Below are 25,919 nucleotides of genomic sequence, written 5' to 3'. Positions count from 1 at the left end.
CCATGGATTATTTCGATATCTTTGTCAGCATTCTCGGCTCCACCATCCGGCTGTCGATCCCGCTGATCTTTACGGCACTTGCAGGCCTGTTTTCCGAGCGGGCCGGCATTTTCGACATCGGTCTTGAAGGCAAGATGCTGGCCGCCGCTTTCGCTGCCGCCTGTCTCGCCTATGTCAGCGGCAATGCCTGGATCGGCCTGCTCGGCGGCATTGGCATTTCGATTGTGTTTTCGCTCATTCACGGCTTTGCTTCGATCACCAATCGCGGCAACCAGATCGTCTCCGGCGTGGCACTGAACTTCATCGCCGCAGGTTTGACGGTCGTTCTTGCCCAGGCCTGGTTTAATCAGGGGGGGCGCACACCGAGCCTTGCAGGTGAAGCGCGCTTTCTGCCGATCATTTTGCCCGGCGTTGATGTCATGAGAGATGTGCCGATCATTGGTCCGCTTTATGCCAATGTCATTTCGGGCAACAATATTCTCACTTATCTGGCTTTTGCCGCAGTCCCTCTGTCCTGGTGGGTGCTTTATCGCACGCGCTTCGGCTTGCGCCTGCGCGCCGTCGGCGAGAATCCGGCGGCGGTCGATACGGCCGGTATCTCGGTCATATGGCTGCGTTACCGCGCTCTGGTCGTTACCGGTTTTCTGGGTGGCTTTGCCGGCGCTTATCTTTCGATTGCCCAGTCCGCTGCTTTCATCAACAACATGTCGGCCGGCAAGGGTTATATCGCGCTCGCCGCTTTGGTCTTTGCCAAGTGGAAGCCGGTGCCGGTGATGTTCGCTTGCCTTCTGTTCGGTTTCCTCGATGCCGTTGGAAACTTCATGCAGGGCAAGCCGGTGCCGGGCATCGGCGAAGTTCCCGTGCAGGCCTTTCAGGTCATGCCGTATGTTCTCACCTGCGTTCTTCTGGCCGGTTTCATCGGCATCGCCCACCCGCCCAAGGCTGGTGGCGTGCCTTATGTGAAGGAGCGTTGATATGGCGCATGATCTGTTCGAAGCAGCACGCGATGCCATGGGCCGTGCCTACGCGCCCTATTCCAAATTTCCCGTCGGCGCGGCCATCCGCGCCGAGGACGGAAAGGTCTATGTCGGCGCCAATATCGAGAACCTGTCATTTCCCCAGGGCTGGTGCGCCGAACCGACGGCAATCGGTGCCATGGTCATGGGCGGTGGTCGCCGCATCAGGGAAATCGCCGTGATTGCCGAAAAACTGGCGCTCTGCCCGCCCTGCGGCGGTTGCCGTCAGAAGATCGCCGAATTTGCCGGTCCCGATACCCGCGTTTATCTCTGCGACGAACAGGGCGTGCAGAAGACCATGACGATGGAAGAACTGCTGCCCTTTTCCTTCAAGACCGACGTCATCGGTTGAAAGAGGGCAGGTAATGACCGAGGGTTTGAACAGCGTCATCGATCTTCTCGTCGAGCGCCTGAACGGCCTCGTGCCTCGCCATGCGATCGTGCTTGGGTCCGGCCTAGGGCCGATCGTCAATGAAGTGACGGATCCGATCCGCATTCCTTATGAGGATTTGGCTGGCTTTCCGAAGGGCGGCGTCAGCGGTCATGCGGGCGAACTGGTGGCCGGTTATCTCGGCCGCGAGCCTGTCATCATGCTGTCCGGTCGCACCCATTATTACGAACATGGCGATGCCAATGCCATGCGTGCGCCGATCGAGATTCTGGCGGGTCTCGGCGTGCAGGCGCTGATCCTCACCAATTCGGCAGGTTCGGTGCGCGAGGACATGCCGCCCGGTTCGGTCATGCAGATCACCGACCACATCAACTATTCCGGCATGAACCCGCTGATCGGTGAAGCCAGCGATCGCCGTTTCGTCGGCTTGACCAACGCCTATGATGCGGATTTGGCCACTGCCATGCGCAACGCTGCAATCCGCCGCGGTGCGCAATTGTTTTCCGGCGTTTATATGTGGTTTTCCGGCCCGAGTTTCGAAACACCGGCGGAAATCCGCATGGCGCGTATTCTGGGTGCGGATGCCGTGGGCATGTCCACCGTGCCGGAAGTCATTCTCGCGCGTTATTTCGGTTTGAAAGTTGCAGCCGCCTCCGTGGTCACCAACTTTGCGGCCGGCATGACGGGCGCCGAATTGAGCCATGAGGAAACCAAGGATACGGCACCGATCGGTGGTGCGCGCCTTGCATCCATCCTAGCCGAAATGTTTCAGCAACCGGTTTGATATTCCCAATCATTGATTGATTTCAACTGCTTGGAAATGGATGGCCTCACCGGGTTGCCAGCCGGCGATCGGGTGGTAAATATGGCTTCCCAACAGATTTCCGCCGTTTGCATTGCCATGCGTCATAAAGGACGCATCAACGCCGCTGTAAGACTTAGAATCTGCCTATCTCGCCGTCCGAAATCAGCTTCGATTTTCGGGCCCATGCATGAACTTCGGAGGTACTGACCATGGAGCTTAAAAGCCCACGCGAGGCGGCGTCTTTTGCGCTTTCGCTTCTCGACCTCACCAACCTGCGCGACGATTGCGACAATGCCGCAATCGAAAACCTGTGCCTGCGCGCGCAGACACCTTATGGTAACAGTGCCGCCATTTGCATCTGGCCGCGTTTTGTTGCGCATGCCCGCTCCATTCTGGGTGAAGGGCACATGGTGCGCATCGCCACCGTCGTGAATTTCCCGTCCGGTGCGTTGCCGGTCGCCGAAGTCGTGAAGGAAACCGAACAGGCCGTGGCCGATGGTGCCGACGAAATCGATCTGGTTATCCCTTATGGCGCCTTCGTCGCTGGCGATGAAGCTGCCGTGACAACCATGGTCGAGGCCGTGCGAAGTGCGTGCCCGAATTCTTGCCTGAAGGTAATCATCGAGACCGGCGAGTTGAAGGAACGTGCGCTCATCCGCCGGGCATCGGAACTGGCCATCGAGGCCGGTGCCGATTTCATCAAGACCTCGACCGGCAAGGTCGCCGTCAATGCCACGCTGGAAGCGGCCGATATCATGCTGCAGGTCATCCGCGATTCGAAAAAGCGCGTTGGCTTCAAGCCGGCCGGTGGTGTTGGCACGGTTGCCGATGCAGACCTTTATCTGCGTTCCGCCGAAACCATCATGGGTGCTAACTGGATCATGCCGTCGACCTTCCGGTTTGGCGCGTCCAGCCTGCTGGACGACATTCTCGCGGTTCTGTCGGGCAGTGGGTCGGCCCGCGTATCCGGCGGTTACTGAGCTGGCATGATCCCGCAGGAGATCATTCGTCGCAAGCGTGATGGCGAGGTGCTCTCGGCCAACGAGATCGCCGCCTTCATTCGCGCCATGAGCGAGGACCGCATCTCCGAGGGGCAGGTGGCGGCCTTTGCCATGGCCGTGTTCTTTCGCGGCATGACGCGGGATGAAACCATAGCGCTGACACTTGCCATGCGTGACAGCGGTGATGTGCTGTCCTGGGGTGATGTCACCCGGCCGATTGCCGACAAACACTCCACCGGCGGTGTCGGCGACAATGTCTCATTGATGCTGGCACCGATCGCTGCTGCCTGCGGCTTGGCGGTGCCGATGATTTCCGGCCGTGGCCTCGGTCATACCGGTGGCACGCTGGACAAGCTGGAATCCATACCCGGCTACAACATCATGCCGGATGAGAAGCTGCTGCGCCGTACGGTGGATGAGATCGGTTGCGCCATCATCGGCCAGACGTCCGATCTCGCCCCAGCCGATCGGCGGCTTTATGCCATTCGTGACGTCACGGCGACTGTAGAATCCGTACCATTGATCACCGCCTCCATTCTGTCCAAGAAGCTCGCGGCCGGGCTGCAGACGCTGGTGATGGACGTGAAAGTTGGTAGTGGCGCCTTCATGAGCAATTTGGCGAACGCCGAAAATCTTACCCGCTCCCTTGTCGATGTCGCCATTGGCGCAGGTGTCCCAACTTCAGCCTTGATCACCGACATGGATCAGCCGCTGGCGGATGCTGCCGGCAATGCGCTGGAAATCGTCAATTGTGTTGATTTCCTGAAGGGCTCCAAGGCGGGTACCCGACTGGAGACAGTGGTTCTCGCTTTTGCTGCGGAAATGCTGGTGCAGTCGGGTGCTGTAGCAAGCCTGTCCGACGGCGAGCAGGCCGCAAGGTCGGCGCTACAGAGCGGCCGCGCGGCAGAGGTGTTTGGCCGTATGGTCCATGCACTGGGTGGACCATCGGATTTTCTGGAGCGCTCACACAATTATCTCCCGGCTGCCCCGGTGAAGGTTTTTGTACCTGCAGTTCGCGACGGCTATCTTGCCCAGTGTCAGACGCGAGCGCTCGGCATGGCGGTGGTGGAACTGGGGGGAGGGCGTCGCCGCGCATCGGATGCAATAGATCACCGTGTCGGTCTTGATGGCCTTCTGCCGCTCGGGACGAAGGTTGTGAAAGGCCAACCCATCGCGTTTGTTCATGCCGCCAACGAAGAGGATGCGGAACGTATTGCGGGTGAGGTGGCGCGGCTATTCATGATCACGGATGACGCGCCGGCAGAAACGCAGACGGTTCTGAAGCGGATCGGCTGATCACTGCACCAGTGTCAGACCGCCATCCTGGACCTGATAGGATCGAAGCTTCGACAGAAAACTCATGCCGACAAGCGTGCCGCTCAGAGCCTTGTCACGCAGAACCATGGCTTCGACATTGCGCACACGAACCGTGCCGATCTCGACCCGGTCGAGGATGATCCTTGAAGCATCCGTCCGGCCATTGGCAGTATCGACTTTGTAACGGAAATCGAGCCCATTTCCGGTAAAGCCCAGCCGGCGCGCCGTCGTTTCATTGATAGCGATCGTCGAAGCACCGGTATCGACCAAACCCTCAATGGACTTGCCATTCATCTGAAATGTGCCGAAGAAATGCCCACGCCCGTCCGCCTTGAGGCTGATCCGGCCGTTGGGCAAGGCGGCTTTCTGCACTTGCGGCGTGACCACGTTCTGCTTGGCACTGATTTCCGGCTGGCGTTGCTGCATATGCTCGAACAGGCGCGGAACCTGCGTGGCGGCCACGACGGCGACGGAGGCAAATATAGTCGTACGCAGGAGCATGTCTGTTTCTGCCTGATCAAATTTGGTGTCGAGGATAGCGCTCGAAACAATAAAAAACGGCCCGCAGAATGATCTGCGAGCCGCCAATCTGGTAACGCGGTTAAGAAAACATGACGGCTTATTTGGTGCCGTACATACGGTCGCCGGCATCGCCGAGACCGGGCACGATATAGCCCTTCTCGTTAAGGTAGCTATCGATCGAGGCCGTATAGATTTTCACGTCCGGATGGGCTTCCTGGAAATTCTTGACGCCCTCTGGAGCGGCGAGAAGGCAAAGGAAACGGATGTTTTTCGCGCCGCGTTCCTTGAGCTTCTGGATCGCAGCGATGGCAGAATTGCCGGTCGCCAGCATGGGATCGACGACGATGATCAGGCGCTCGTCGAGACTGTCCGGTGCCTTGAAATAATATTCGACCGGCTGCAGCGTATCGTGGTCGCGATAAAGGCCGATATGCGAAACGCGGGCCGATGGCACCAGCTCGAGCATGCCTTCAAGCAGGCCGTTGCCGGCGCGCAGGATCGAAACGAAAACCAGTTTCTTGCCTTCGACGATCGGCGCCTGCATTTCTGTGATCGGCGTTTCGATGGTTTCGAGTGTCAGCTCGAGATCGCGCGTGACCTCGTAACACAGCAGCATGGAAATCTCGCGCAGCAACCGGCGGAAACCGGCCGTCGAGGTTTCCTTCTTGCGCATGATGGTGAGCTTGTGCTGGACGAGCGGATGGTCAATGACGGTGACGCCGTTCATGGGAGTGCCTTCCGGGAATGTTGGTGTTTTCCTCTTCTGTCACGGACGAAAACGGAATCCAAGCGTTCACGTGTCTTTCACCGCCGCTTTCACACCGGTTTGCACATATGCGTCAAAACGTGCCAGCAGGGCGTCACGTGTCGCGTCATCGACAAAGGCAGCCTCCAGCGACGTTCGGGTCATGGCATCGATCTCTTCGCGGCCAAAGCCCATTTCGTTCGATGCGATGTCGTATTCCCGCGCAAGCGAGGTTTTGAAGAATGGCGGATCATCGGAATTGATCGTCACCCGAACACCGGCATCCTTCAAGCGACGCAGCGGATGCGCCTGGAAATCGGGATAGACATCGAGAGCAATATTCGATCCCGGGCAGACCTCCAGTACGACACCGGTTTCCGCCAACCGCTCCACCAGGCTCTCGTCCTCGATGGCGCGCACGCCGTGTCCGATCCGCGATGGCTTGATGATGTTCAGGGCATCGCTGACGCTGAAGGCACCGCAGACCTCGCCGGCATGGATGGTCAGGCCAAGCCCGGCATCGCGGGCAATATCGAAGGCGCGCGCGTAGTCGGCGACCTTTCCCATGCGTTCCTCGCCGGCCATGTTGAACCCGGTCACCAGTGGATTTTTTGCCCGCATGGCATATTCAGCGGCACCGACCACCCGGTTGACGCCGAAATGGCGTTCGCCGGTCACGATGATACGCGCCTCGATCCCGGTCTTTTCCTTGGCGGCGAAAATGCCGTCGCAGATGCCGGCGATATAGGCGTCGGCGCCAAGGCCGATGCGGTCACCATGATCGGGCGAAACGATGATCTCGCTGTAGATCGTGTTGATGGAGGCAAGTTCGGTCATGTAGGTTTCTGTCAGCAGTGCATAATCCGCCTGCGTGCGAAACAGCGATGCCACTGCATCGTAACAGACGATAAACTCGGCAAAATCCGACCAGACATATTTGCCGTCACGCAGGATGTTGCTGATATCGACCACGTATTTTTGCGCCTGGCTCAAGGTCAGTTCCGGCGATGCCGCACCCTCGATATGGCAATGAATTTCCGCCTTCAGCATGTTCGCCGTCTCAAATACCATTACAGAAAACTCCGTCCGTATTTGCCGGATGCAATTCCAAGGTGGGCGGCAATCGTCTCACCGATATCGGCATAGGTGTGGCGAATGCCTATATCGCGGGCACGTATCCCGGGGCCGAGCGCCATCACCGGCACGCGTTCACGTGTATGGTCGGTGCCGCGCCATGTAGGGTCGCATCCATGGTCGGCGGTCATGATCAGCAGGTCGCCGGGTTTCATTCTGGCATGCACTTCCGGAAGTCGCCTGTCGAACTCTTCCAGCGCGGCCGCATAGCCTGCAACATCGCGGCGGTGTCCGTAGAGCATGTCGAAATCGACGAAATTGGTGAACACCAGATCCCCATGTCCGGCCCGGTCGATGGCTTCCAGCGTCCGGTCCATCAGTGCCTTATTGCCATTGGCCTTGATGACCTCGCTGACGCCGCGATGTGCAAAGATGTCGCCCACCTTGCCAACGGCCAGAACCTTGCGCTCGGCAGCGATAAGCCGGTCAAGAAGCGTGTCTTCCGGTGGAGGTACGGAAAAGTCGCGACGGTTTCCTGTACGCTCGAATGTCGAAGGCGTTTCACCGATGAAAGGTCGCGCGATGACCCTGCCGATATTGAGCGGATCGAGGAGCCTTCTGACGGTATTGCTCAGTTCCAGCAACCGCTCCAGGCCAAAGTATTTTTCATGTGCGGCGATCTGGAACACGGAGTCGGTTGAGGTGTAGCAGATCGGCTTGCCGGTGCGGATATGTTCCACGCCATGTTTGAGGATGATATCGGTGCCGGAGGCATGGCAATTTCCGAGAATGCCCGGTACGCGGCCTTCCTCGCAGATCGCCGTGACCAGTTCCTCGGAAAAAGCATCTCCCTCGGCTGGAAAATAGCCCCAGTCAAACATGACGGGCGTGCCGGCAATCTCCCAGTGACCGGATGGCGTATCTTTGCCGCGAGACACTTCACCTGCGGCACCATGCAGTCCAAAAACCCGCTCCGGGATGGGCATTCCAGCTGGAAACTCGCCGCTTGCCATCTTGGCGATATGCAGCAGGCCGAGAGAGGACATGTTCGGCAGTTTCAGGGGGCCTTCTCTCAGGCCGGCATGGTTGCCTGCACCTGCCGCGCAAAATTGCGCAATATGGCCAAGCGTGTTGGCGCCTTCGTCATTATATTTTGCGGCATCGCGGGCGCCGCCGACGCCAAAGGAATCCAGAACGAAAAGGAAAGCGCGCGCCAATCGATCCTCCGGCAGCTGTAGCACCGGACGCCTCGTCGGCGATCCGGTATGATTGTCGCTACATACAGCCTGACGTTCGAGTTGGCAAAGGCACGGGCCTTGTCCGTGATATCGGTCTGATCAGCAATCGCTGCAGGTAATCTTGTCACCCGTTCTCTGTTGGTAAAAAATCTCGCGGTTCATCGAGATCGCGCGGTTTTCGGGGGAGAAGGTCGTTGGCAGGAAAAGCATGAGGGGATAGGATGCCGTCAGCTCCGTGCGTATCAGAAATGTACCGGCGATCTTCAGTTCCTTCGGGACGGTAACGGAAGAGCCCGCCGTATAAGGAGCGGAGCCGGTTCGCTGCCAGGACCAAAGAGCCTTTGCAGTGCCGGCATCATCGATCTGAATACCGGTGATCTTAAGGTTCAGCGGATTTTTTGCGGTCGCCGTCAGTCCATCGACATCATAGGGCGCGAAAATACTTTTCGCGGCATTGGTCATGGTCGTGAGAAACGCTTTATTGACCGTGGACTGCTGCGCCACAAGGTCGCCGACCGTACCTGTTGCTCGAGCTGCGCGTTTTGCGAAGCTGAAGCCGATCGTCAACTCGAAACAGCTGAAATAGGTGGCGATGAGGATCGGTGCCAGAATGGCGAATTCAACGCCACCAACACCGCGCCGATCACGAAGATAATCGCGAAAACGCAGAAAAACGCCTGAATGCTTCATCTTCTTCGCGCAAATGGGAGGCGTGGCGTGATTGTGGTCAACTGCAGCCACCGGCAAGGTGTCGCTCACGGGTAATCCTCGTTCTGGAATGTTGCTGTTGCGACGATCAGGAAGTCACCGGTACCGTCTGAAGAGCGCACGCTCGTCAGCATGGGGCGCACGAGATCGGTCAGGACAGGCCAACGGTAATAGGCACGCAGCATATTGATGCTCTTGGCCCCGCCTGGAGAGTAGCCGAAGTCCGAAGTCTTCAGGTCAGCATATTGCGCCGAGGATTGTCTCGGTACCGCGGTTGGAATATCGGCATAACTGCTGAACGACCGAAGATCGATATAAAGCCTTTTGGGGGTGGCAATCTCTTCCGCCGAGCATGAGATCATAACTGAAATCTCGTTGCAGAACGCGGTCCGGAAAGTGGCCTTGAAAGCAGGGTCATTCGCAGAGGTGGACCGGATTTCACCGGTTCTCACCTTTCGGGCCATGACCTCGACGCCGTTGGAGACCACCTGTTCGCCGATGAAGGCGATAAATGTTTCCAGAATGGCAAAGACGATCAGGAAATAGGGAAGTGCCAGAATCGCAAATTCGATCGCGGCTGCACCATCCTGTGAACGTGCGAATCGGCGAAAGATAGGTCTTTTTCTTGATCGGGTCTTCGGAGGACCTTGTTCTTCGGTATGACGATCTGTGCACATGTCCACACGCAAAACATAATTCGGATGCGCGGGATGGTAAGGTTCTTGTGTTGAAATTTGGTTGCGGGTTTATGGACAGTTCGATCGATGTGTATCGACGTGAATCGCTGCCCTCATTGCGCTTCACTTCAGGTCCGGTCCTGCGCGGATCCATCAAGCACCATAACGGGACATTCGAATGTCCCGTTAGACTATATCAGGGTCGGCTGCTATTTGCCTTGAGGTCGGAGTGCTGCTCGCAATTGGGCGTGCAGGAAAGGATCGAGCGATCCGTCTGACGGAACATGCGAACCGTATTGCCTTCATCGATGGATACGAGAACGCGCTCGTCTGCGATCGCGGTGCCGTCCTTGTCCAGAAGGACGAGATTGGTCGTGCCGAAGCTGCGTCCTGTCAGGACAATTGTCTTCGGATCAGCCACGGTTGCATCAGCCACTGCGGAATTGCCGACAATAACCTTTGCCACCGGCCGGTCGAGTTTCAGCACGCGCGCGTGATTCATATAAACCCGCAGGATGTCGCCATCATCGGCTCGAACCAAAGGCGCCGAAGAAAGGGAAAAGGCAATTGATAAAACAAGGGTAGTAATGCGCGACATATTCAAAACCGCCTTTACGCGTGCGAGTTGGCGCAAGCATGATCGCGAATGGTGAATGGCCGGTTAATCTCGTGCCACTGTTGGAGCGATAGTATTACAAGGCGCGGGGCTTCACGGAAGTCTGCTTCAATATGATAGTATTTCGTAATATAGCGACCTGCCGAAAATGCATGTTCTCCTGGAATATAAGAGACCAAAATTCATGCGGCATCTTCACCGTTTTATTTCCGTGTTGTTTACCAAGCTGTTGGCATTGAAGAATTAATTGTCTGGTAACTGCTTTCGTTAAGCGGATTGAAATCGCCAGCGAGTAGTTTCTGCTCATCCGAACAGCGGACAACAGTTGTCGGTAGTGCTGAAGAACAACGTAGAATTAGGAGAGAAGAATGTCCAAGATTTTTGCTCGTTTCATGAAAGACGAATCTGGTGCGACCGCCATCGAGTATGGCCTGATCGCAGCCCTGATTTCCGTCGCCCTGATCGCTGGTGCAACCACCCTCGGTGGCGCTCTGAACACCACGTTCAGCAACATCTCGACGAAGATGAACACTGCAGCGGCCGGCGTCAAGTAAGCCACTGGCTTACTCTGCTCGCTGATATCTTCGCGAAGCCGCCTGAAAGGGCGGCTTCGTTTGTTTTTGAAAGCCGGTGATGCCGGCGTATCGCTCGGCCTGAGGGATGTTATGGCAAGCATGATTGTCGCGTATCTGGTTCTGTGCACCCTACCTGCAGGTCTGGCTCTGGCCGCGATCAGCGATCTGACGCGAATGACAATCCCCAACGCCATTCCGGCCATTCTCCTGGTCACGTTTTTCGTGCTGGCGCCGTTTATCGGCCTTGGCTGGCCGGAAATCGGTATGAGCCTTGTCGCCGGCTTGGCGGTCTTCGCAGTTTGCTTTTCGCTTTTTGCCGCCAATGTCATGGGTGGCGGCGACGCCAAGTTGCTGACGGCTGCTGCCTGCTGGTTCGGCTTCAACCAGTCACTGCTGATTTTTGTCGTCGCGACTGCTTTCCTTGGAGGTGTGCTGACGATTGCCATCCTCATGATCCGTGCCCACGCAAATTCGGTTTTGGCGATGGGTGTCGCTCTCCCGACGTCTTTGACCACCGCCAATAAGATCCCATACGGGATCGCGATCGCTGTGGCCGGTTTCATCACCTACGAATATGCACCTATCGTTGCAATCGCGATGCGTCAGGCGGGTTAACTTCGGTTTTACTTCAGAAACGGGACGTTAACCGAAATTGTAAGTCCCTCATTAACCATAATTACACCATTGGCGGCCATTCTTCGCGAAGACTTAAGTAGTCCTTCAGGAAACCGCCATGAAACCCGCCCGTATAATCATCCTCACAGTTGCTGTTGTCGCAGCCGGATTGGCCGGCTTGCTGGCCATGCAAATGGGCGGTGGTACCGTTCAGGAAATCGTCCGCCAGGCTCCAACCGTCAACGTTCTCGTTTCTGCGGCTAATCTTCCGGTCGGAAGCAGGCTGAACGAGGAATCGTTGCGATGGGCAGAATGGCCCGAGAGCGGCGTTGTCCAAGGACTTATCACGAATAGAGAGCGGCCCGAGGCCATCGCTGAGCTGAGCGGTTCCGTGGTGCGTCTGCCGCTGTTCGAAGGCGAGCCGGTCCGCGCTGAAAAAGTAGCTGATTCCTCCAGCCGTATCATGTCCTCGCTGCTGCCTGCCGGCAAGCGCGCTGTGGCAACGGAAATATCTGTTGCCACCGGCGCAGGCGGTTTCGTCCTGCCGAATGATCGCGTCGATGTCATCATGGTGCGCAAGGGCGATGACGACGCGTTCCGTACCGAAGAGATTCTCAGCAACGTCCGCGTGCTGGCGATCGATCAGCAGATTCAGGAAAACGAAGACGGTTCCAAGGCGGTGATCGGTACGACTGCAACGCTGGAACTCACGCCTGATCAGACCAAGGTGATTTCCGTTGCACAGCAGATGGCCAGCCGGTTGACCTTGGCTCTGCGCTCGGTTGCCGACGCACAGGAGCCGGATACGACGGTCCCCGATTATCTTCTCGCCGGCGGCGACAAAGGGCAGGTCCAGGTCATCAAATCCGGTCAGATCGTTACCGGCAAGCAGGCAGTACAACAATGAACAGGAACGCTCAGGTGGTTAGCTTCAAGAAAAAACTCCGCACATCTGCGGCGGCGGGCCTGTCATTCTGCATTGCCTTTTCAGGTTTTCCGATCGGCTCCGGCATGTCGGGCTTTACACCGGCTGCAGCTCAGAGTTCCAAGGATAGTATCATCCGCATCAGCAATACCGGCAAAGGGGCTCATCGCCGTCTGAAAGTCGGTCTCAACAAGGCTGTTGTCGTTGATCTCCCGACGGATGCACACGATATTCTGGTCGCAGACCCGACCGTATCCGATGCCGTCACCCGCACCTCGCGCCGTATTTACCTGTTCGGCAAGAAGGTCGGCCAGACGAATATCTTCATCTTCGGACCTAACGGAGAAGAGGTGGTCAGCCTGGACCTCGAAATCGAACGTGACATTTCCGGCCTTGAGCAAAATCTTCGTCGTTTCCTGCCGGATTCCAGCATCAAGGTCGAGATCATTTCCGACAACATCATCCTGACGGGGAATGTCAGAACGCCGCAGGATGCCGCAAAAGCGGCACAGCTTGCCGATATCTTCCTCAAGGGCGGCGAGGCCACAACACGTGACCGCGCGATCTTTTCGGAAGGCCGTCAGAATTCACAGATTCAGAACCTGCTCACCGTCGAAGGTGAGGATCAGGTGACACTGAAGATCACCGTTGCGGAAATCCGTCGCGAAGTGGTCAAGCAGCTTGGTTTCGACAATGTCTTTCAGCGTGATGCGTCGGCTTCCGGTTCCGGTCTGAACGTATTGCGGGCCGTGACTGATGCCGATGGCATTGTCGGAGGTGTCAGCGGCAATATAGGCAAGTTTAGCATCCAGATGGTTCTGAGCGCTCTGGAACGGGCCAACGCCATCCGTACGCTCGCAGAACCGACACTGACCGCCATTTCCGGTCAGTCTGCCACGTTCAATTCCGGTGGTGAGAAACTCTACACCACCACGGGCGTCGATGGCGTGACCACCGTTACCCCTTACGAATACGGTATCGGCCTTGGCTTTACGCCGACGGTCCTGTCGTCTGGTCGTATCAGCCTGCGTATTCAGACCACGGTGTCCGAGCCGATCGCGAATGCAACGGGTGGGGCGGAGTACCGCAAACGCAGAGCGGAAACCGTCTTGGAGCTTCCCTCCGGTGGTTCGATTGCGCTGGCCGGCCTGATCCGGGATGATATTCAACAGACCATGGACGGCACGCCGGGTGCGTCGAAAATTCCCGTCCTTGGTGCTGCTTTCCGCCAAAAGGCACTGGAGCGCACGGAGACGGAACTCGTCATCATCGCCACCCCCTATCTCGTTCGCCCGGTCGCGCGCAACGAACTCTCCCGTCCGGACGACAATTTCAATCCGGCGAGCGATGCCGCAAGCGTGTTTCTCGGCCACGTAAACAAGATCTACGGTCGCCGGGAGACGGCACCACCGAGCGAACCTTATCACGGCAATGTCGGGTTCATTTACAAATGACCGAGAAGCTTTTCACTCCAATCATCCCGGCAGGCAGCGCACAGGAAAGACGCCGATCCATGACCAAGGCCAGAACCTTTTCACCCGCAGCTTTTGCAGGCCGTCTTCCAGTTGTTGCCGCCGCTCTCGGCGTGGCGATCCTTGTGACCGGTTGCGCTGATCGCGTCGTCACGGGATCCGTACCTGATGACTATCGCACCCGTCATCCGATCGTGGTTGCCGAAGGCCAGAAGTCCATCGATATTCCGGTTGCCCGCAGCGACGACGGCCTGACGCGTGGACAGCGTGAGGTTATCGCCGGTTTCGTGGACGAGTATCGCCGCGCATCGACGGGGATCATTCAGATCATGACGCCGAAAGGCTCGATCAATGACGGCGCCGCAGCATCCGCAGCCGGTGAGGTCCGTCGCCTCATGGTCCGCATGGGCGTGCCGAAAAGCAAGATCCTGCATGTGAATTTCGCAGCGGGTCCGGGTGAGCCGGCGCCGCTTAGGCTGACTTACAGCGCCGTGACGGCTCAGACCAGCCCGTGCGGCGAATGGCCGGCGGACATGACGCTGAATACCAGCCAGAACGACAATTATTACAACTTCGGCTGCGCCAGCCAACGTAACCTCGCGGCTCAGATCGCCAACCCGCATGACCTTTTGGGACCGCGCCGCATGACGCCTCCGGATGCTGAGCAGCGGGGCAAGGCGATGGATCGCTATCGCGATGCCTATGTCGAGCTGAAGGATATGGGCGATTGATGACGAAGAGCGTCACGAGGGAGACCAAAATATGATTGGGTCCGTGGAATATCGCGTTAATTCGGCTTCGGCACAGGCCGAAGACGAGCCAACGCGCGAGTCTGAACTCGAAATGATGCGGCCGCTGCCGCGCATCTCCATCCATGTCTTTTGTGAAAGCGACGGCCTGCACCGTGTCATGGAGCGCCTCGCCAACGATCGCCGCATGGCAAAGGTCAATCTGCGCATCACCAGCGGCAGTGTCGATGCGGCGGCGCAGATGTTCTCGCAGGCACCCACGCCTAACCTCATCATTCTGGAAACCCAGGCGGAGCCTCGTAACCTTCTGCAGGAACTGGCTCCACTGGCCCAAGTCTGCGATCCGTCGACGCGTGTCATCCTGATTGGACGTTACAACGACATCAGCCTTTATCGCGATCTTATCCGCAACGGCATTTCGGAATACATGGTTGCGCCGGTTTCGATGGCAGACCTGTTGGGTGCGGTTTCGGCAATTTTTGTCGATCCGGATGCCGAGCCACTGGGAAAATCGATCGCTTTCATTGGTGCCAAGGGTGGTTCCGGTTCGTCGACCATTGCCCATAATTGCGCATTCGGCATCTCGTCGCTGTTTTCGACCGAAACCATTCTCGCCGACCTCGATCTGGCCTATGGCACCGCCAATATCGATTTCGACCAGGATCCGGCCCAGGGTATCGCCGAGGCAGTATTTGCGCCCGAGCGACTGGACGAGGTGTTTCTTGATCGTCTGTTGACCAAATGTTCGCAGCATCTGTCGCTATTGTCCGCGCCGTCGCTGCTTGATCGTGCCTATGATTTCGAAAGTGCGGCATTCCGCCCGGTCATGGAAGTCTTGCAGCGGACGGCTCCCGTTGCTGTTCTCGACGTACCGCATGCCTGGTCGGAGTGGACGCGTTCAGTATTGGCCGAGGCCGATGAAGTCGTCATCACGGCGGTTCCGGATCTTGCCAATCTGCGAAATACCAAGAACATGCTGGATGCGTTGAAGAAATTGCGGCCCAATGACCGCCCGCCGCATCTTGTCCTCAATCAGGTCGGCATGCTGAAGAGACCGGAAATCGCTCCGGCGGATTTTGTCGAGCCGCTCGAACTGCAGCCGATCGCCATCATTCCGTTCGATACGCAATTGTTCGGCAATGCAGCAAACAGTGGCCGCATGATTGCCGAGGTCGATCCCAAGTCGGCCGCAGCCGAAACCTTTTCCCAGATCTCCCACATCGTCACCGGCAGGGCTGCGGTCAAACGCGCCAAGAAAGGCGGCATTGGCAATGTGCTTGGCCGCTTCCGTCGCGGTTGATCTGTAACACGTCGTAACGACTGGATCGTAGAATGTTTGGAAAACGCGGAAACGAAGGCTTTGGCAAGGCGGGCAGCAGCCCGCCGCCGGTTGTGCCGCCACTTGTTGCTCAGTCGGAGCCGGCAGCCGTGCGCCCCAGCGTTCCCGAGGTTCTGGCCGAAAGCCCGACCAATACCATCACGCGTGCACCGGTCGCGCCGCCGCCTGCCGCCCGCAAGCGCCAAAACCGCACCGAGGGTTATTACGACACCAAGAGCCAGGTTTTCTCGGCCCTTATCGACACGATCGATCTGTCGCAGCTCGCAAAGCTGGATGGTGAGAGCGCACGCGAAGAAATCCGCGACATCGTCAACGACATCATCACCATCAAGAATTTTGCGATGTCGATCTCCGAGCAGGAGGAACTGCTCGAAGATATCTGCAACGATGTTCTCGGTTACGGCCCGCTGGAACCACTTCTGGCGCGTGACGACATCGCCGATATTATGGTCAATGGTTCCGGCCAGACCTTTATCGAAGTCGGCGGCAAGACAATTGAGTCGGAAATCCGCTTTCGTGACAACCAGCAGCTTTTGTCGATCTGCCAGCGCATCGTCAGCCAGGTTGGCCGTCGTGTTGATGAATCGTCGCCGATTTGCGACGCCCGTCTGCCGGACGGATCGCGTGTCAACGTCATCGCCCCACCGCTCGCCATCGATGGGCCGGCTCTTACCATTCGTAAATTCAAGAAGGACAAGCTCAAGCTCGATCAGCTGGTCAAGTTCGGCTCGATCAGCCCGGAAGGCGCCACTGTCCTGCAGATTATCGGCCGCGTCCGCTGCAACGTCGTCATTTCCGGCGGTACCGGTTCGGGTAAGACCACGCTTCTGAACTGCCTCACCGGTTATATCGATGTCGACGAGCGTGTCATCACTTGCGAGGATACGGCCGAACTTCAGCTGCAGCAGCCGCATGTCGTGCGTCTTGAAACCCGCCCGCCGAATATCGAAGGCGAAGGCGAGGTCACCATGCGTGATCTCGTCAAGAACTGCCTGCGTATGCGCCCTGAACGTATCATCGTAGGTGAAGTGCGCGGACCGGAGGTTTTTGACCTCTTGCAGGCCATGAACACCGGTCACGACGGTTCGATGGGTACGATCCACGCCAACACCCCGCGAGAATGCCTCAGCCGTATGGAATCGATGATCGCCATGGGCGGTTTCACGCTGCCGGCCAAGACCGTGCGCGAAATCATCGCCGGCTCGATCGACGTCATCGTGCAGGCCGCCCGTCTGCGTGACGGTTCGCGCCGTATTACCCACATCACCGAAGTGATCGGCATGGAAGGCGATGTCATCATCACCCAGGATCTGATGCGCTACGAGATCGAAGGCGAAGATGCGAATGGCCGCCTGATCGGCCGTCACATGTCGACCGGCATCGTCAAACCGCATTTCTGGGATCGTGCCCGCTATTTCAACGAGGATCGTCGTCTGGCCGCTGCGCTGGACGAGATGGAAAAGAAGTCGGCTTGATATGTTCGGTCTGGATCCCATGATGCTGGGCGTCGTCGCTCTTGTCGCCATCGCGGCGGGAGCGGTAGCCTACGGTGTTCTCTTCGGTCGACTCGAAGCGGAGAAAAAGACCGCCACCCGTCTCAATCGCGTCAAGGCGGCAGAGACGGACATGGGACGTGTCAAAGCCGCACGTGACCGGGTGCAGGAGATGTCGAAACGCCGCAAGTCGGTACAGGACTCTCTGAAAGAGCTGGAAAAGAAGCAGCAGGAAGATTCCCGCAAGAGAGCGGATAAGAGCGTTAAGAGCAGGCTGGCGCAATCCGGTCTGTCGCTGACTGTACCTCAGTTTTACATGATCAGCGTTGGTCTCGCCCTGTTTCTGTCGCTGATCATGATCGTCTTCGGCCTGCCGATCTACGCAGCGCTCGGTGCCGGTTTCGTGGCCGGTGCCGGCCTGCCGCGCTGGGTGGTAGGCTACGTCGTCAAACGCCGCCAGAACAAATTTCTTGAAGAGTTTCCAAATGCGCTTGATGTGATGGTCCGTTCCATCAAGTCCGGCCTGCCGCTCAACGATGCGATGCGCTTGATTGCCAGCGATGGCCAGGAGCCGGTCAAGGGCGAGTTCCGTCGCGTGATCGAATCGCAGCAGGTCGGCCTGAGCATTCCCGAAGCCTGCGCCCGCATGGCGCAGACAATGCCTCTGTCGGAGATCAACTTTTTCGCCATCGTTATTGCATTGCAGGGCCAGGCCGGCGGCAATCTTTCCGAAGCCATCGGCAACCTGTCGAAGGTCCTGCGCGAGCGCCGCAAGATGAGGGCCAAGGTCAGCGCCCTGTCCATGGAAGCCAAGGCATCGGCCGTCATTATCGGCGCCTTGCCGTTCATCGTGGCCACGCTCGTTTCCATAACCTCGCCGGATTACATGGCACATCTGTTCACCGATCCGCGCGGCCACCTGATCATGCTCGGTTCCGGCATCTGGATGTCGATCGGTATTTTCGTCATGCGCAACATGATCAACTTCGACATATGAGGTCGCGATAATGTCGTCGGAACTTGCAGCCACCCTGACAGACCCCACAATGCTGATCGCCGTGCTGGTGGCAGTGGCTGTCTTTGCGACATTCTATTCGCTGGCGGCCCCCTATCTCGAGGGTGACAATCTCAACAAGCGCATGAAGGCGGTCTCCACCGAACGCGAAATGATCCGCGCCCGCGAGCGTTCGCGCATGAATGCGGACCAGTCGCGCGGCAGTTTGCGTGCCCAGAACAACCAGCCTGTGCGGCAGATCGTCGAGCGTTTCAACCTGCGAAAGGCACTTGTTGACGACAATACCGTCAACAGGCTGAGGGCTGCGGGCTTGCGATCCGCCAATGCGCTGAACATGTTTCTCGTCGCGCGCTTTCTTCTGCCCTTCCTGTTTCTGGCCCTTGCCGCACTTTATATTTTCGGCCTGGACAAGTTGGCGGATTACTCTTTCGCCATCCGTATGCTGGCGGCAATCGTCGTCGGATATATCGGGTTTTATGCGCCGAACATCTACATCAGCAACAGGATCGGCAAGCGGCAGGCTTCCATCAAGCGCGCCTGGCCCGATGCGCTCGACCTCATGCTGATATGCGTGGAATCGGGAACATCGATCGAGGCCGCGATGCGCCGCGTTTCAGAGGAAATGGCGGCCCAGTCCCCTGAACTGGCAGAGGAAATGGTTTTGACCACGGCAGAACTATCCTTCCTGCCGGATCGCCGTGTGGCGCTCGAAAACCTCGGCATCCGTACCCAGCTCGATATCGTCAAGGCGGTGACGACGGCGCTGATCCAGGCCGAACGTTACGGTACGCCGTTGTCGCAGGCACTGCGTGTTCTGGCCCAGGAAGGCCGTGACGAACGCATGAACGCGGCCGAAAAGAAGGCTGCGGCCCTGCCGCCGAAACTGACCGTTCCGATGATCCTGTTCTTCCTGCCCGTCCTGATCGCCGTCATTCTCGGACCGGCCATGATGCAGGTCGCCGACCGCTTCTGACGCAAGTCAGAACAACGAAAAGCACAGGCTAACGAAATAACCCGGTTCCGTGATGGCGGAACCGGGTTATTTTGTATTGGTGTATCAGAGCTGTGTCTTCAGTTCGTCTGTTTTTTGGGCTTGCCGTCCTTGTCGGCGAGCTTCGCCCACGAATTCTGCTGGGACAGCATGGAGCGCAGATAGGCCACATTGGCATCGGCCTGGGTCTGCGAGAGCTCCTTGCGTGCAATGTCTTCCGCTTCCGAAAAGCGGCCCTGCAGCCCTACGACCAATGCGAGATTCTGGCGCACACGGCTGTCTGCGGTCGGCTGACCGGATGCATTGCGAAGATAATTCTCGGCTGTCTTCAGGTCCCCCGAAAGCACATAGGACATGCCCATGTTGGAGACCACGGTCGGTTCGTTCGGCTGAGCGCCCAGTGCATCGCGATATTTTGCACGGGCCTCTTCCGAGCGGCCCAGTTGATCAAGCACCGCGCCCTCGGCGGAATACAGTCGCCAGTCCGGCCGATCGGGAGTCTGGGCGCGGGCAAGGGTGTTAAGCGCCTGCTCCAGCTGGCCGGCTGCTGCCTGCGCCTTGCCATAGGCCGCGAGCACGTCGCGATCTGACGGGTTGGCGATCGCAACCTGTTGCATGACGGCGAGCGATTGCGTTCCCTTGCCGGTCATGCGCAGGATATTGGCGTAGTTCAGGCCGGTATTGCGATCCTTCGGGCTCTTTTCATAAGCCGCGCCGATGCGCTGTTCTGCTGCGGAAAGCTGAGCTGCATTCATGCCGTCGAAGGATTCGGAACGCGCCGTGCTCTGGCTTGATATCGAGCCCGTTGTCAGGCGGTCTGCGTTGCGGCCGGTGCTGTTGCAGCCGGCAACGGAAAGCGTGACGAGAACCAGCGCTGCTGTGCGGGCAAGGCGGTTTTTGTGGGTGGAAACGAACAGGCAAGCGGGCATGGCGATAATCTCTCGAGAACCGGCGCCCCTGCGACTGAAAGGGTTACGAACATGGGTGGCGCAATCTTGTCTCAAGCAATAGTCTGTTAACCCTAACAGACCGTTAAGCATCATCTGAAGGCAGTCATGTCCCCTTATCAATTCACCGATCGCCCCTCTCCCTTTGTCGCAAAAACCGCCGCCTCCCGCCCTGTCTACGCGGTAACCCCCGCTGATCTGGAAGCCGGTTCACTGCCGACGGAGGCGAGCAACTGGGCAAGGTCGGCAGGTTTCAAGGCAGAATCAGGTGCCTTCCTGCTGGTGCCCGGTGCATCCGGCGAACTGGCCTCGGCGCTGTTCGGCCTCGGCAGCGAGCCGGCCGATGCGCCCTACGCGACGGGCAAGCTGGCCCGTTCGCTGCCGGCAGGGGAGTGGTATATCGAATCGAGCGCACTTGCGGCCGAAAAGCTCGCTTTTGGTTTCGGTCTAGGGAGCTATTCCTTTAACCGCTACCTGAAGGACAAGCCGCAGGAGGCAAAGCTTGCCCTTGGACAGGATGTCGATGCCGCCGATCTCGATCGCCAGCTTGCAGCGGTCTTCCTTGCGCGCGATCTGATCAACACGCCGACCAACGACATGGGGCCGGAAAACCTCGAAGCGGCTTTCCGCGCGCTCGGCAAGCATTATGATGCGGAGGTCTCGGCCATCGTCGGTGAAGATCTGCTGGCCCGGAATTTTCCGCTGATCCACACGGTCGGTCGCGCCAGCGCGCAGGCTCCGCGCCTGCTCGAAATGCGCTGGGGCCGCAAGGGCGCCAAAACCATCACGCTGGTCGGCAAGGGTGTCTGCTTCGATACGGGTGGCCTCGATATCAAGCCGGCCGCTTCCATGCTGCTTATGAAGAAGGATATGGGCGGTGCCGCCAATGTTCTGGCGCTGGCGCTGATGATCATGGATGCCGGCCTCGATGTCGATCTGCACGTGCTGGTGCCGGCCGTCGAAAACTCCATCTCGGCAAATGCTTTTCGCCCGAGCGACATCTATCGCAGCCGCAAGGGTATTACGGTGCAGATAGACAATACCGATGCCGAAGGCCGCCTGGTTCTTGCCGATGCACTGGCCTATGCCGATGAGGACGCGCCGGACCTGATGATCGACATGGCGACGCTGACGGGTGCTGCCCGTGTGGCGCTCGGTCCCGATCTGCCGCCCTTCTTCACCGATGACGAGGCGCTGGCGTCTGCTCTCCCTGCGGCAAGTGCGCAAGCCGACGACCCGATCTGGCGCCTGCCGCTCTTCAAGGGCTATGAAAAGGATATCCGTTCCCGCGCAGCCGAAATCACCAATGCGCCGGGTGGTGGCATGGCCGGCGCCATTACCGCGGCCCTCTTCCTGAAGCGTTTTGTCTCGCAGGCCAAAAGCTGGGCACATTTCGATATCTATGGCTGGTGCCCGGCGGAGCGCCCGCATGCGCCCGTTGGCGGTGAAGCACAGGCTATTCGCGCGCTTTACACTCACATCCGTGAAATCGCCACAAAGGCCTGATTCGGAAAGAGAAGGCGATAAACCATGTGGACGGGCGCTCTCTTGCGCCCGTTTTCATTTGCGCGGAAAGTGGATGCCCTGAGGTCTGGAGTAGGCATGCCTGTAGAAATGACGGCCAGTGAGGCGCTGGGCCTGTGGCAGAATGTAACGCTGGAACAGGTGCGTCGTGACGAACCGGACCTGACGCTGCGGCAACTGTCGATCCTGTTGCACGTCTATATGGTGCCGCCGCCGCATACGGTGCGGGGGCTTGCGGCAACGCTTGGCGTCACCAAGCCGGTCATTACCCGCGCGCTCGATACGATGGGCGCGATGACGCTGATAGACCGCGTGCGTGATGACAGGGATCGTCGTAATGTCGTCATAAAGCGCACGCTGGCCGGGGCGCTTTATCTGGAAAAATTCGGCGACCTCGTCATTGGCGAGGGCCGCAAGCTCAATGTCTGAGGCACCATGACCAGCACGCTCGACCGTCGTCTCCATGCATTCCGTCCCGACCTCGCCGATGTGACCTTGCAGGGCCAGGTCGAGGCTGAACGGTTCGTTTCGGGTGAACCGGCACAGATCACCGTGCCGATAGCGGCGCTGCGCCCGGCACCCGATCCTGCGCGCGGCATCGATACCGAATTGCTGATTGGCGAAACCGTTCAGGTCTTCGATCGTGCTAACGGCTGGGCCTGGGTGAAGGCGGATGAAGATGGTTATGTCGGATACCTTCCCGAAACGCATATCGGACCGGTCGATGCCCCGACCCATCGCATCATCGTTCCGCGCAGTTTTCTCTATCCCGAGCCGGAACTGCGCAAGCCGCATGTCGCGGTCCTTTCCATGGGCAGTCGCCTGAAGATTGTCGGTAAGGCGGAAACCCGTGGCAATCATTACCATGTGCTCGCAGATGGCATGGCTGTGATGTCAAGCCACTGCCAGCCGATTGCAGAGGATCTTGATGACTATGTAGCCGCTGCCACACGCTTCATCGAAACGCCCTATCTCTGGGGCGGCCGTTCCGGCACCGGCATCGATTGTTCGGGCCTGACCCAGCTTGCGCTGATGATGGCGGGAAGGAAATTTCCGCGTGACACCGACATGCAGGCCAAGGTCGGTACCGCGATTACGCGTGAAGACTTGCGCCGTGGAGATCTCGTTTTCTGGAAAGGCCATGTCGGCATCATGGAGGATGCCGAAACGCTTCTGCATGCCAATGGCCACACGATGACGGTGGCGCGCGAAAACTTCGAGGCGGCCGTCAAACGTATCGGTTGGCTTTACGAACAGCCCACCGGTTATCGCCGCATTCTCTGATCGCCGGGCGGACAGCGATCACGTGAACGTGGCGCGACCGCTATGGCATCGATGACGATCCATCCTTATCTGTAGGGGCGGATACGGAGACTGATCATGTTTAAAGGTGCCTGGATATTGCCGCTTGTGATGGTGCTGGTTTTATTGCCGGCACTTGCGATGGCGCAGGACCGTTCGCCTGTTTTCAAAGATCTGCCGGGTGTCGTTCCGGAAAAAAGCCGTGTGACGGCGGATAATGGTGGTGAAGGCGACAGTGTTCGCTGCGAATCCGGGGTGGGTTATGTTCGTAACTATCGCGGCTGGCGCAACGACGCGTTTGGCCGCGACTTCCCGACTCAGGTCTATCGTTGCGAAAGCAACGGTTTCACCTACACGGGCACCGACCTGCCGCCCAACCGCCCTTGGGTGCCGGGTCTCAATCCGCAATTCCTGCCCGAAAACTGAAGAGTGGTATCTGCCTGCTCTACGCGCTCCTGAACTTGGGGCTAGATCGGTTGAGGATCGCGTAATAATGCCGTCATAAAGGGAACGTCAGCCGTAGACGCGGAACATCAAGCGCGTTCGTTGAGGCCTGCCGAAATTCTCGGTAAAACTATTGAAAAGATCAGAGAGGCGCCGTCAGATCGGTATTTACCGGTCTCGCGTCATATCGGCCAAGTGGCCGATAACTCTCTGATTTTCAATGGGAATGGTGCCCAGAAGAGGACTCGAACCTCCACACCCTTTCGGGTACCAGCACCTGAAGCTGGCGCGTCTACCAATTCCGCCATCTGGGCGACGAGGAGCGATGTACGGGGGCAGGCGGGGGAAGTCAACAGCGTTTTTGAAGTTTCTGTGTCAGTTGCGAAAAAAATTGTGCGGCGCGTCAGGCAGGGGTTTCGGAAGGCCCTTTTTCGTCGGGGATTTCCACATTCGAGGTCCGGTCGGTATGCCCGAGATCGCGCTCCGGCCAGATCCTGTCCCGCAGCCGCTGCTTCAATTCCTTCGGACCGGGAAAGCCGCCATCGCGTTTGCGTTCCCATATCAAGTCGCCGTTGCAGTGGATTTCGAAATGACCACCGGTGCCGGGAATGAGCGCCACTTCACCGATATCCTGCCCAAAGGTCTGCAGCAGTTCCTGTGCCATCCATGCGGCGCGCAGCAGCCAGTTGCACTGGGTGCAGTATAGGATGGTGATGCGCGGGCGGGCGGTTTGAGTCGGGGCAGTGGTTGAATCGGTCATGTCAAAAATCCTTGCCCATCAGCCGGTCAGAACAGATTGCCCTGCTTGGGCGGCTCCGAGGTTTTTTCATCCGCGATCGCAGGTTTGGTGGCGGATCGCTTCTTTTGCGGTGAACCACCTGTATCCGGAGGCCCGGCTTCGCCGGTCACGGCAGCAATACGGCCATCGGCGAATTCCACCGAGATCGCCTGGCCTGCCGTTATGCCGGCGGCGCGCGTCAGTGGCATGTCGTCCTCACCGCGGATCACCGCGTAACCGCGCTTGAGCACGTTCTTGTAGGAGAGCGATTGCAGCACACGGTCCTGTGCGGAAATTGCCGAATGACGACGCGCCATGGCATGGGTGACCGCAGAATCGGCCCTTTGCGAAAGCGTCAGCACTCGCTGGCCCTCGCGTTGCAGCTGGCCGCGCAGCTGGGCGGGAAGTGCTGCGAGCGAGGCAGACGCCCGCTGAATGCGGCCATGCTCTTTGAGCAGACGTCGCTCCAGCATGTTGTCGGCGCGCAAGGCCTGTTCGGCAATGTGTCGACGCTGCGTGGCGATCCGGTTGGTCAGGATGTCGAGGCGCAGGCCTGCACTTGCCTGCTCGAATGTGCGGCGCTTGGCGATCGCCGTGCGCTCCAGTCCCCGTCCAAGGCCGCTTGCCGCCTCATCGAACCGGCGGCGCGGCAGGGCAAGCAACTGGTCAATCGAGGGAAGGGCGCGCATCAGCGAGCGCAGGAACTGGCGGCGATTGTCCATCTGGCGTGAGGCACTTCCGCGCAACCGCGCGCCAAGCCCAGCAAGCTGCGCTTCCATGTCGGCTTTGACGGGCACAGCCATTTCGGCGGCACCTGTCGGCGTCGGCGCGCGCATATCGGCGGCGTAATCGAGCAGTGTCCAGTCGGTCTCGTGTCCGACGGCTGAAATCAACGGGATAACGCTTTCGGCAGCGGCGCGAACCACGGCCTCGTCGTTGAAACTCCAGAGATCTTCAAGGCTGCCGCCACCGCGCGCTACGATCAGCACGTCCGGCCGGCGCATCGGGCCATTCGGATCAACGGCGTTGAAGCCGCGGATGGCATTGGCCACCTCGTCGCCCGATCCCTCGCCCTGAACCTTCACGGGCCAGACGATGACATGCACCGGAAACCGATCGGTGATGCGGTGGAGAATGTCGCGGATGACGGCGCCAGTCGGCGAGGTCACAACGCCGATCACCTGCGGCATGAAGGGCAGGGGGCGTTTTCGCGCCTGATCGAACAGGCCCTCGGCGCCCAGCTTGCGCTTGCGCTCTTCCAGAAGCGCCATCAGCGCGCCGGCGCCTGCGGGCTCCATTGCCTCGATGACGATCTGGTATTTGGAGGAGCCCGGAAACGTGGTGATCTTGCCGGTGGCGATCACTTCCATGCCCTCTTCGGGCCGGAACTTTATCCGCGAGAACGAACCCTTCCAGATCACCGCATCGATGCGGGCGCGGTCATCCTTCAGCGAGAAATAGGCATGGCCGGAGGAGTGCGGGCCGCGATAGCCGGAAATTTCACCGCGCACGCGCACGTGATCGAATGCCGTCTCCACAGTCCGCTTGATCGAGCCGGACAGTTCGGAAACCGAAAACTCGGTGAGGTTGGAGGGCGAATCGCCAGCAGACATTCTGTTCATGCCGCGAAATTAGTGGGT

General features: G+C 58.6%; 28 protein-coding genes and 1 tRNA gene. 18 read left to right on the top strand and 11 right to left on the bottom strand.

Annotation, left to right across the window (positions count from 1 at the left end):
* Positions 1–2 precede the first annotated feature (2 nt).
* The 5 genes from GAO09_RS02185 (at position 3) to deoA (ending at position 4,509) form a co-directional block, all read left to right on the top strand.
* Positions 3–974, top strand: coding sequence for an ABC transporter permease (locus GAO09_RS02185; RefSeq protein ID WP_153352404.1), 972 nt, complete (start codon positions 3–5; stop codon positions 972–974).
* A 1-nt stretch (position 975) separates the two neighbouring features.
* Positions 976–1,368 (top strand): cytidine deaminase, encoded by a 393-nt coding sequence (locus GAO09_RS02180; RefSeq protein ID WP_153352403.1) that lies wholly within the window; start codon positions 976–978, stop codon positions 1,366–1,368.
* Positions 1,369–1,381: 13 nt separating this feature from the next.
* Positions 1,382–2,191 (top strand): purine-nucleoside phosphorylase, encoded by an 810-nt coding sequence (locus GAO09_RS02175; RefSeq protein ID WP_153352402.1) that lies wholly within the window; start codon positions 1,382–1,384, stop codon positions 2,189–2,191.
* Positions 2,192–2,421: 230 nt separating this feature from the next.
* Positions 2,422–3,192, top strand: a complete 771-nt coding sequence (gene deoC / locus GAO09_RS02170) for a deoxyribose-phosphate aldolase (RefSeq protein WP_153352401.1) — start codon at positions 2,422–2,424, stop codon at positions 3,190–3,192.
* A 6-nt stretch (positions 3,193–3,198) separates the two neighbouring features.
* Positions 3,199–4,509: a thymidine phosphorylase gene (gene deoA / locus GAO09_RS02165; RefSeq protein ID WP_153352400.1), complete on the top strand. Its 1,311-nt coding sequence runs from the start codon at positions 3,199–3,201 to the stop codon at positions 4,507–4,509.
* Here deoA and GAO09_RS02160 read toward each other — a convergent pair whose 3' ends face one another.
* The 7 genes from GAO09_RS02160 to GAO09_RS02130 all read right to left on the bottom strand — a co-directional run bounded on the left by GAO09_RS02160 (position 4,510) and on the right by GAO09_RS02130 (position 10,128).
* The gene (locus GAO09_RS02160; RefSeq protein WP_153352399.1) at positions 4,510–5,031 is read right to left on the bottom strand and encodes a TIGR02281 family clan AA aspartic protease; all 522 of its coding nucleotides are present in this window, start codon (positions 5,029–5,031) and stop codon (positions 4,510–4,512) included.
* Between the two features lie 118 nt (positions 5,032–5,149).
* Positions 5,150–5,779 (bottom strand): uracil phosphoribosyltransferase, encoded by a 630-nt coding sequence (gene upp / locus GAO09_RS02155; protein ID WP_153352398.1) that lies wholly within the window; start codon positions 5,777–5,779, stop codon positions 5,150–5,152.
* Positions 5,780–5,845: 66 nt separating this feature from the next.
* The gene (locus GAO09_RS02150) at positions 5,846–6,868 is read right to left on the bottom strand and encodes an adenosine deaminase (RefSeq protein ID WP_209018573.1); all 1,023 of its coding nucleotides are present in this window, start codon (positions 6,866–6,868) and stop codon (positions 5,846–5,848) included.
* Complete coding sequence (locus GAO09_RS02145) at positions 6,868–8,088, bottom strand: phosphopentomutase (protein WP_153352397.1); 1,221 nt, start codon at positions 8,086–8,088, stop codon at positions 6,868–6,870. The genes GAO09_RS02150 and GAO09_RS02145 overlap by 1 nt, the downstream gene beginning before the upstream one ends.
* Positions 8,089–8,208: 120 nt before the next feature.
* Positions 8,209–8,868 carry a TadE/TadG family type IV pilus assembly protein gene (locus GAO09_RS02140; protein WP_324184962.1) on the bottom strand — a complete coding sequence of 220 codons (660 nt, stop codon included), beginning with the start codon at positions 8,866–8,868 and terminating at the stop codon, positions 8,209–8,211.
* A complete protein-coding gene (locus tag GAO09_RS02135) occupies positions 8,865–9,494 on the bottom strand; it encodes a TadE/TadG family type IV pilus assembly protein (RefSeq protein ID WP_153352396.1) in 630 nt (209 codons plus the stop codon). The genes GAO09_RS02140 and GAO09_RS02135 overlap by 4 nt, the downstream gene beginning before the upstream one ends.
* A gap of 196 nt (positions 9,495–9,690) precedes the next feature.
* Entirely contained in the window at positions 9,691–10,128 is a 438-nt protein-coding gene (locus tag GAO09_RS02130; RefSeq protein WP_410768017.1) for a pilus assembly protein N-terminal domain-containing protein, read from the bottom strand.
* A gap of 350 nt (positions 10,129–10,478) precedes the next feature.
* Here GAO09_RS02130 and GAO09_RS02125 point away from each other — a divergent pair, with 350 nt between their 5' ends.
* The 9 genes from GAO09_RS02125 to GAO09_RS02085 all read left to right on the top strand — a co-directional run bounded on the left by GAO09_RS02125 (position 10,479) and on the right by GAO09_RS02085 (position 19,266).
* Positions 10,479–10,664, top strand: coding sequence for a Flp family type IVb pilin (locus GAO09_RS02125; RefSeq protein ID WP_153352394.1), 186 nt, complete (start codon positions 10,479–10,481; stop codon positions 10,662–10,664).
* Between the two features lie 120 nt (positions 10,665–10,784).
* Positions 10,785–11,300 (top strand): A24 family peptidase, encoded by a 516-nt coding sequence (locus GAO09_RS02120; protein WP_153352699.1) that lies wholly within the window; start codon positions 10,785–10,787, stop codon positions 11,298–11,300.
* A 118-nt stretch (positions 11,301–11,418) separates the two neighbouring features.
* Positions 11,419–12,207: a Flp pilus assembly protein CpaB gene (cpaB, locus tag GAO09_RS02115; RefSeq protein WP_153352393.1), complete on the top strand. Its 789-nt coding sequence runs from the start codon at positions 11,419–11,421 to the stop codon at positions 12,205–12,207.
* Complete coding sequence (locus GAO09_RS02110; protein ID WP_209018572.1) at positions 12,204–13,679, top strand: type II and III secretion system protein family protein; 1,476 nt, start codon at positions 12,204–12,206, stop codon at positions 13,677–13,679. The genes cpaB and GAO09_RS02110 overlap by 4 nt, the downstream gene beginning before the upstream one ends.
* Before the next feature lie 59 nt (positions 13,680–13,738).
* The gene (locus tag GAO09_RS02105; protein ID WP_153352392.1) at positions 13,739–14,428 is read left to right on the top strand and encodes a CpaD family pilus assembly protein; all 690 of its coding nucleotides are present in this window, start codon (positions 13,739–13,741) and stop codon (positions 14,426–14,428) included.
* 34 nt (positions 14,429–14,462) lie between these two features.
* Positions 14,463–15,746, top strand: coding sequence for a CpaE/TadZ family protein (locus tag GAO09_RS02100; protein ID WP_338015041.1), 1,284 nt, complete (start codon positions 14,463–14,465; stop codon positions 15,744–15,746).
* A gap of 32 nt (positions 15,747–15,778) precedes the next feature.
* Entirely contained in the window at positions 15,779–17,260 is a 1,482-nt protein-coding gene (locus tag GAO09_RS02095; protein WP_153352390.1) for a TadA family conjugal transfer-associated ATPase, read from the top strand.
* A gap of 1 nt (position 17,261) precedes the next feature.
* Positions 17,262–18,275: a type II secretion system F family protein gene (locus tag GAO09_RS02090; RefSeq protein ID WP_153352389.1), complete on the top strand. Its 1,014-nt coding sequence runs from the start codon at positions 17,262–17,264 to the stop codon at positions 18,273–18,275.
* A gap of 10 nt (positions 18,276–18,285) precedes the next feature.
* Complete coding sequence (locus tag GAO09_RS02085; RefSeq protein ID WP_153352388.1) at positions 18,286–19,266, top strand: type II secretion system F family protein; 981 nt, start codon at positions 18,286–18,288, stop codon at positions 19,264–19,266.
* 98 nt (positions 19,267–19,364) lie between these two features.
* On the opposite strand, the gene GAO09_RS02080 is transcribed toward GAO09_RS02085, so the two are convergent.
* The gene (locus tag GAO09_RS02080; protein WP_153352387.1) at positions 19,365–20,213 is read right to left on the bottom strand and encodes a tetratricopeptide repeat protein; all 849 of its coding nucleotides are present in this window, start codon (positions 20,211–20,213) and stop codon (positions 19,365–19,367) included.
* A gap of 126 nt (positions 20,214–20,339) precedes the next feature.
* Between GAO09_RS02080 and GAO09_RS02075 the strand changes: the two genes are divergently transcribed.
* From GAO09_RS02075 to GAO09_RS02060, 4 genes are all read left to right on the top strand, one after another.
* Positions 20,340–21,737 (top strand): leucyl aminopeptidase family protein, encoded by a 1,398-nt coding sequence (locus GAO09_RS02075; RefSeq protein ID WP_153352386.1) that lies wholly within the window; start codon positions 20,340–20,342, stop codon positions 21,735–21,737.
* Positions 21,738–21,833: 96 nt separating this feature from the next.
* Positions 21,834–22,184, top strand: coding sequence for a MarR family transcriptional regulator (locus GAO09_RS02070; RefSeq protein WP_153352385.1), 351 nt, complete (start codon positions 21,834–21,836; stop codon positions 22,182–22,184).
* A 6-nt stretch (positions 22,185–22,190) separates the two neighbouring features.
* Positions 22,191–23,039 (top strand): C40 family peptidase, encoded by an 849-nt coding sequence (locus tag GAO09_RS02065; RefSeq protein WP_153352384.1) that lies wholly within the window; start codon positions 22,191–22,193, stop codon positions 23,037–23,039.
* 96 nt (positions 23,040–23,135) lie between these two features.
* Positions 23,136–23,483 carry a hypothetical protein gene (locus tag GAO09_RS02060; protein WP_153352383.1) on the top strand — a complete coding sequence of 116 codons (348 nt, stop codon included), beginning with the start codon at positions 23,136–23,138 and terminating at the stop codon, positions 23,481–23,483.
* A 245-nt stretch (positions 23,484–23,728) separates the two neighbouring features.
* Here the strand turns inward: GAO09_RS02060 and GAO09_RS02055 are convergent.
* The 3 genes from GAO09_RS02055 to xseA all read right to left on the bottom strand — a co-directional run bounded on the left by GAO09_RS02055 (position 23,729) and on the right by xseA (position 25,901).
* Positions 23,729–23,815, bottom strand: a tRNA-Leu gene (locus tag GAO09_RS02055).
* An 89-nt stretch (positions 23,816–23,904) separates the two neighbouring features.
* Complete coding sequence (locus tag GAO09_RS02050; protein WP_153352382.1) at positions 23,905–24,261, bottom strand: Rdx family protein; 357 nt, start codon at positions 24,259–24,261, stop codon at positions 23,905–23,907.
* Positions 24,262–24,287: 26 nt separating this feature from the next.
* Positions 24,288–25,901, bottom strand: a complete 1,614-nt coding sequence (gene xseA / locus GAO09_RS02045; protein WP_153352381.1) for an exodeoxyribonuclease VII large subunit — start codon at positions 25,899–25,901, stop codon at positions 24,288–24,290.
* Between the last annotated feature and the right edge of the window lie 18 nt (positions 25,902–25,919).

The organism is Endobacterium cereale (genome assembly GCF_009617585.1).
Lineage (GTDB): Bacteria > Pseudomonadota > Alphaproteobacteria > Rhizobiales > Rhizobiaceae > Neorhizobium > Neorhizobium cereale.
This window is presented reverse-complemented; position numbering and strand designations above follow the sequence as displayed.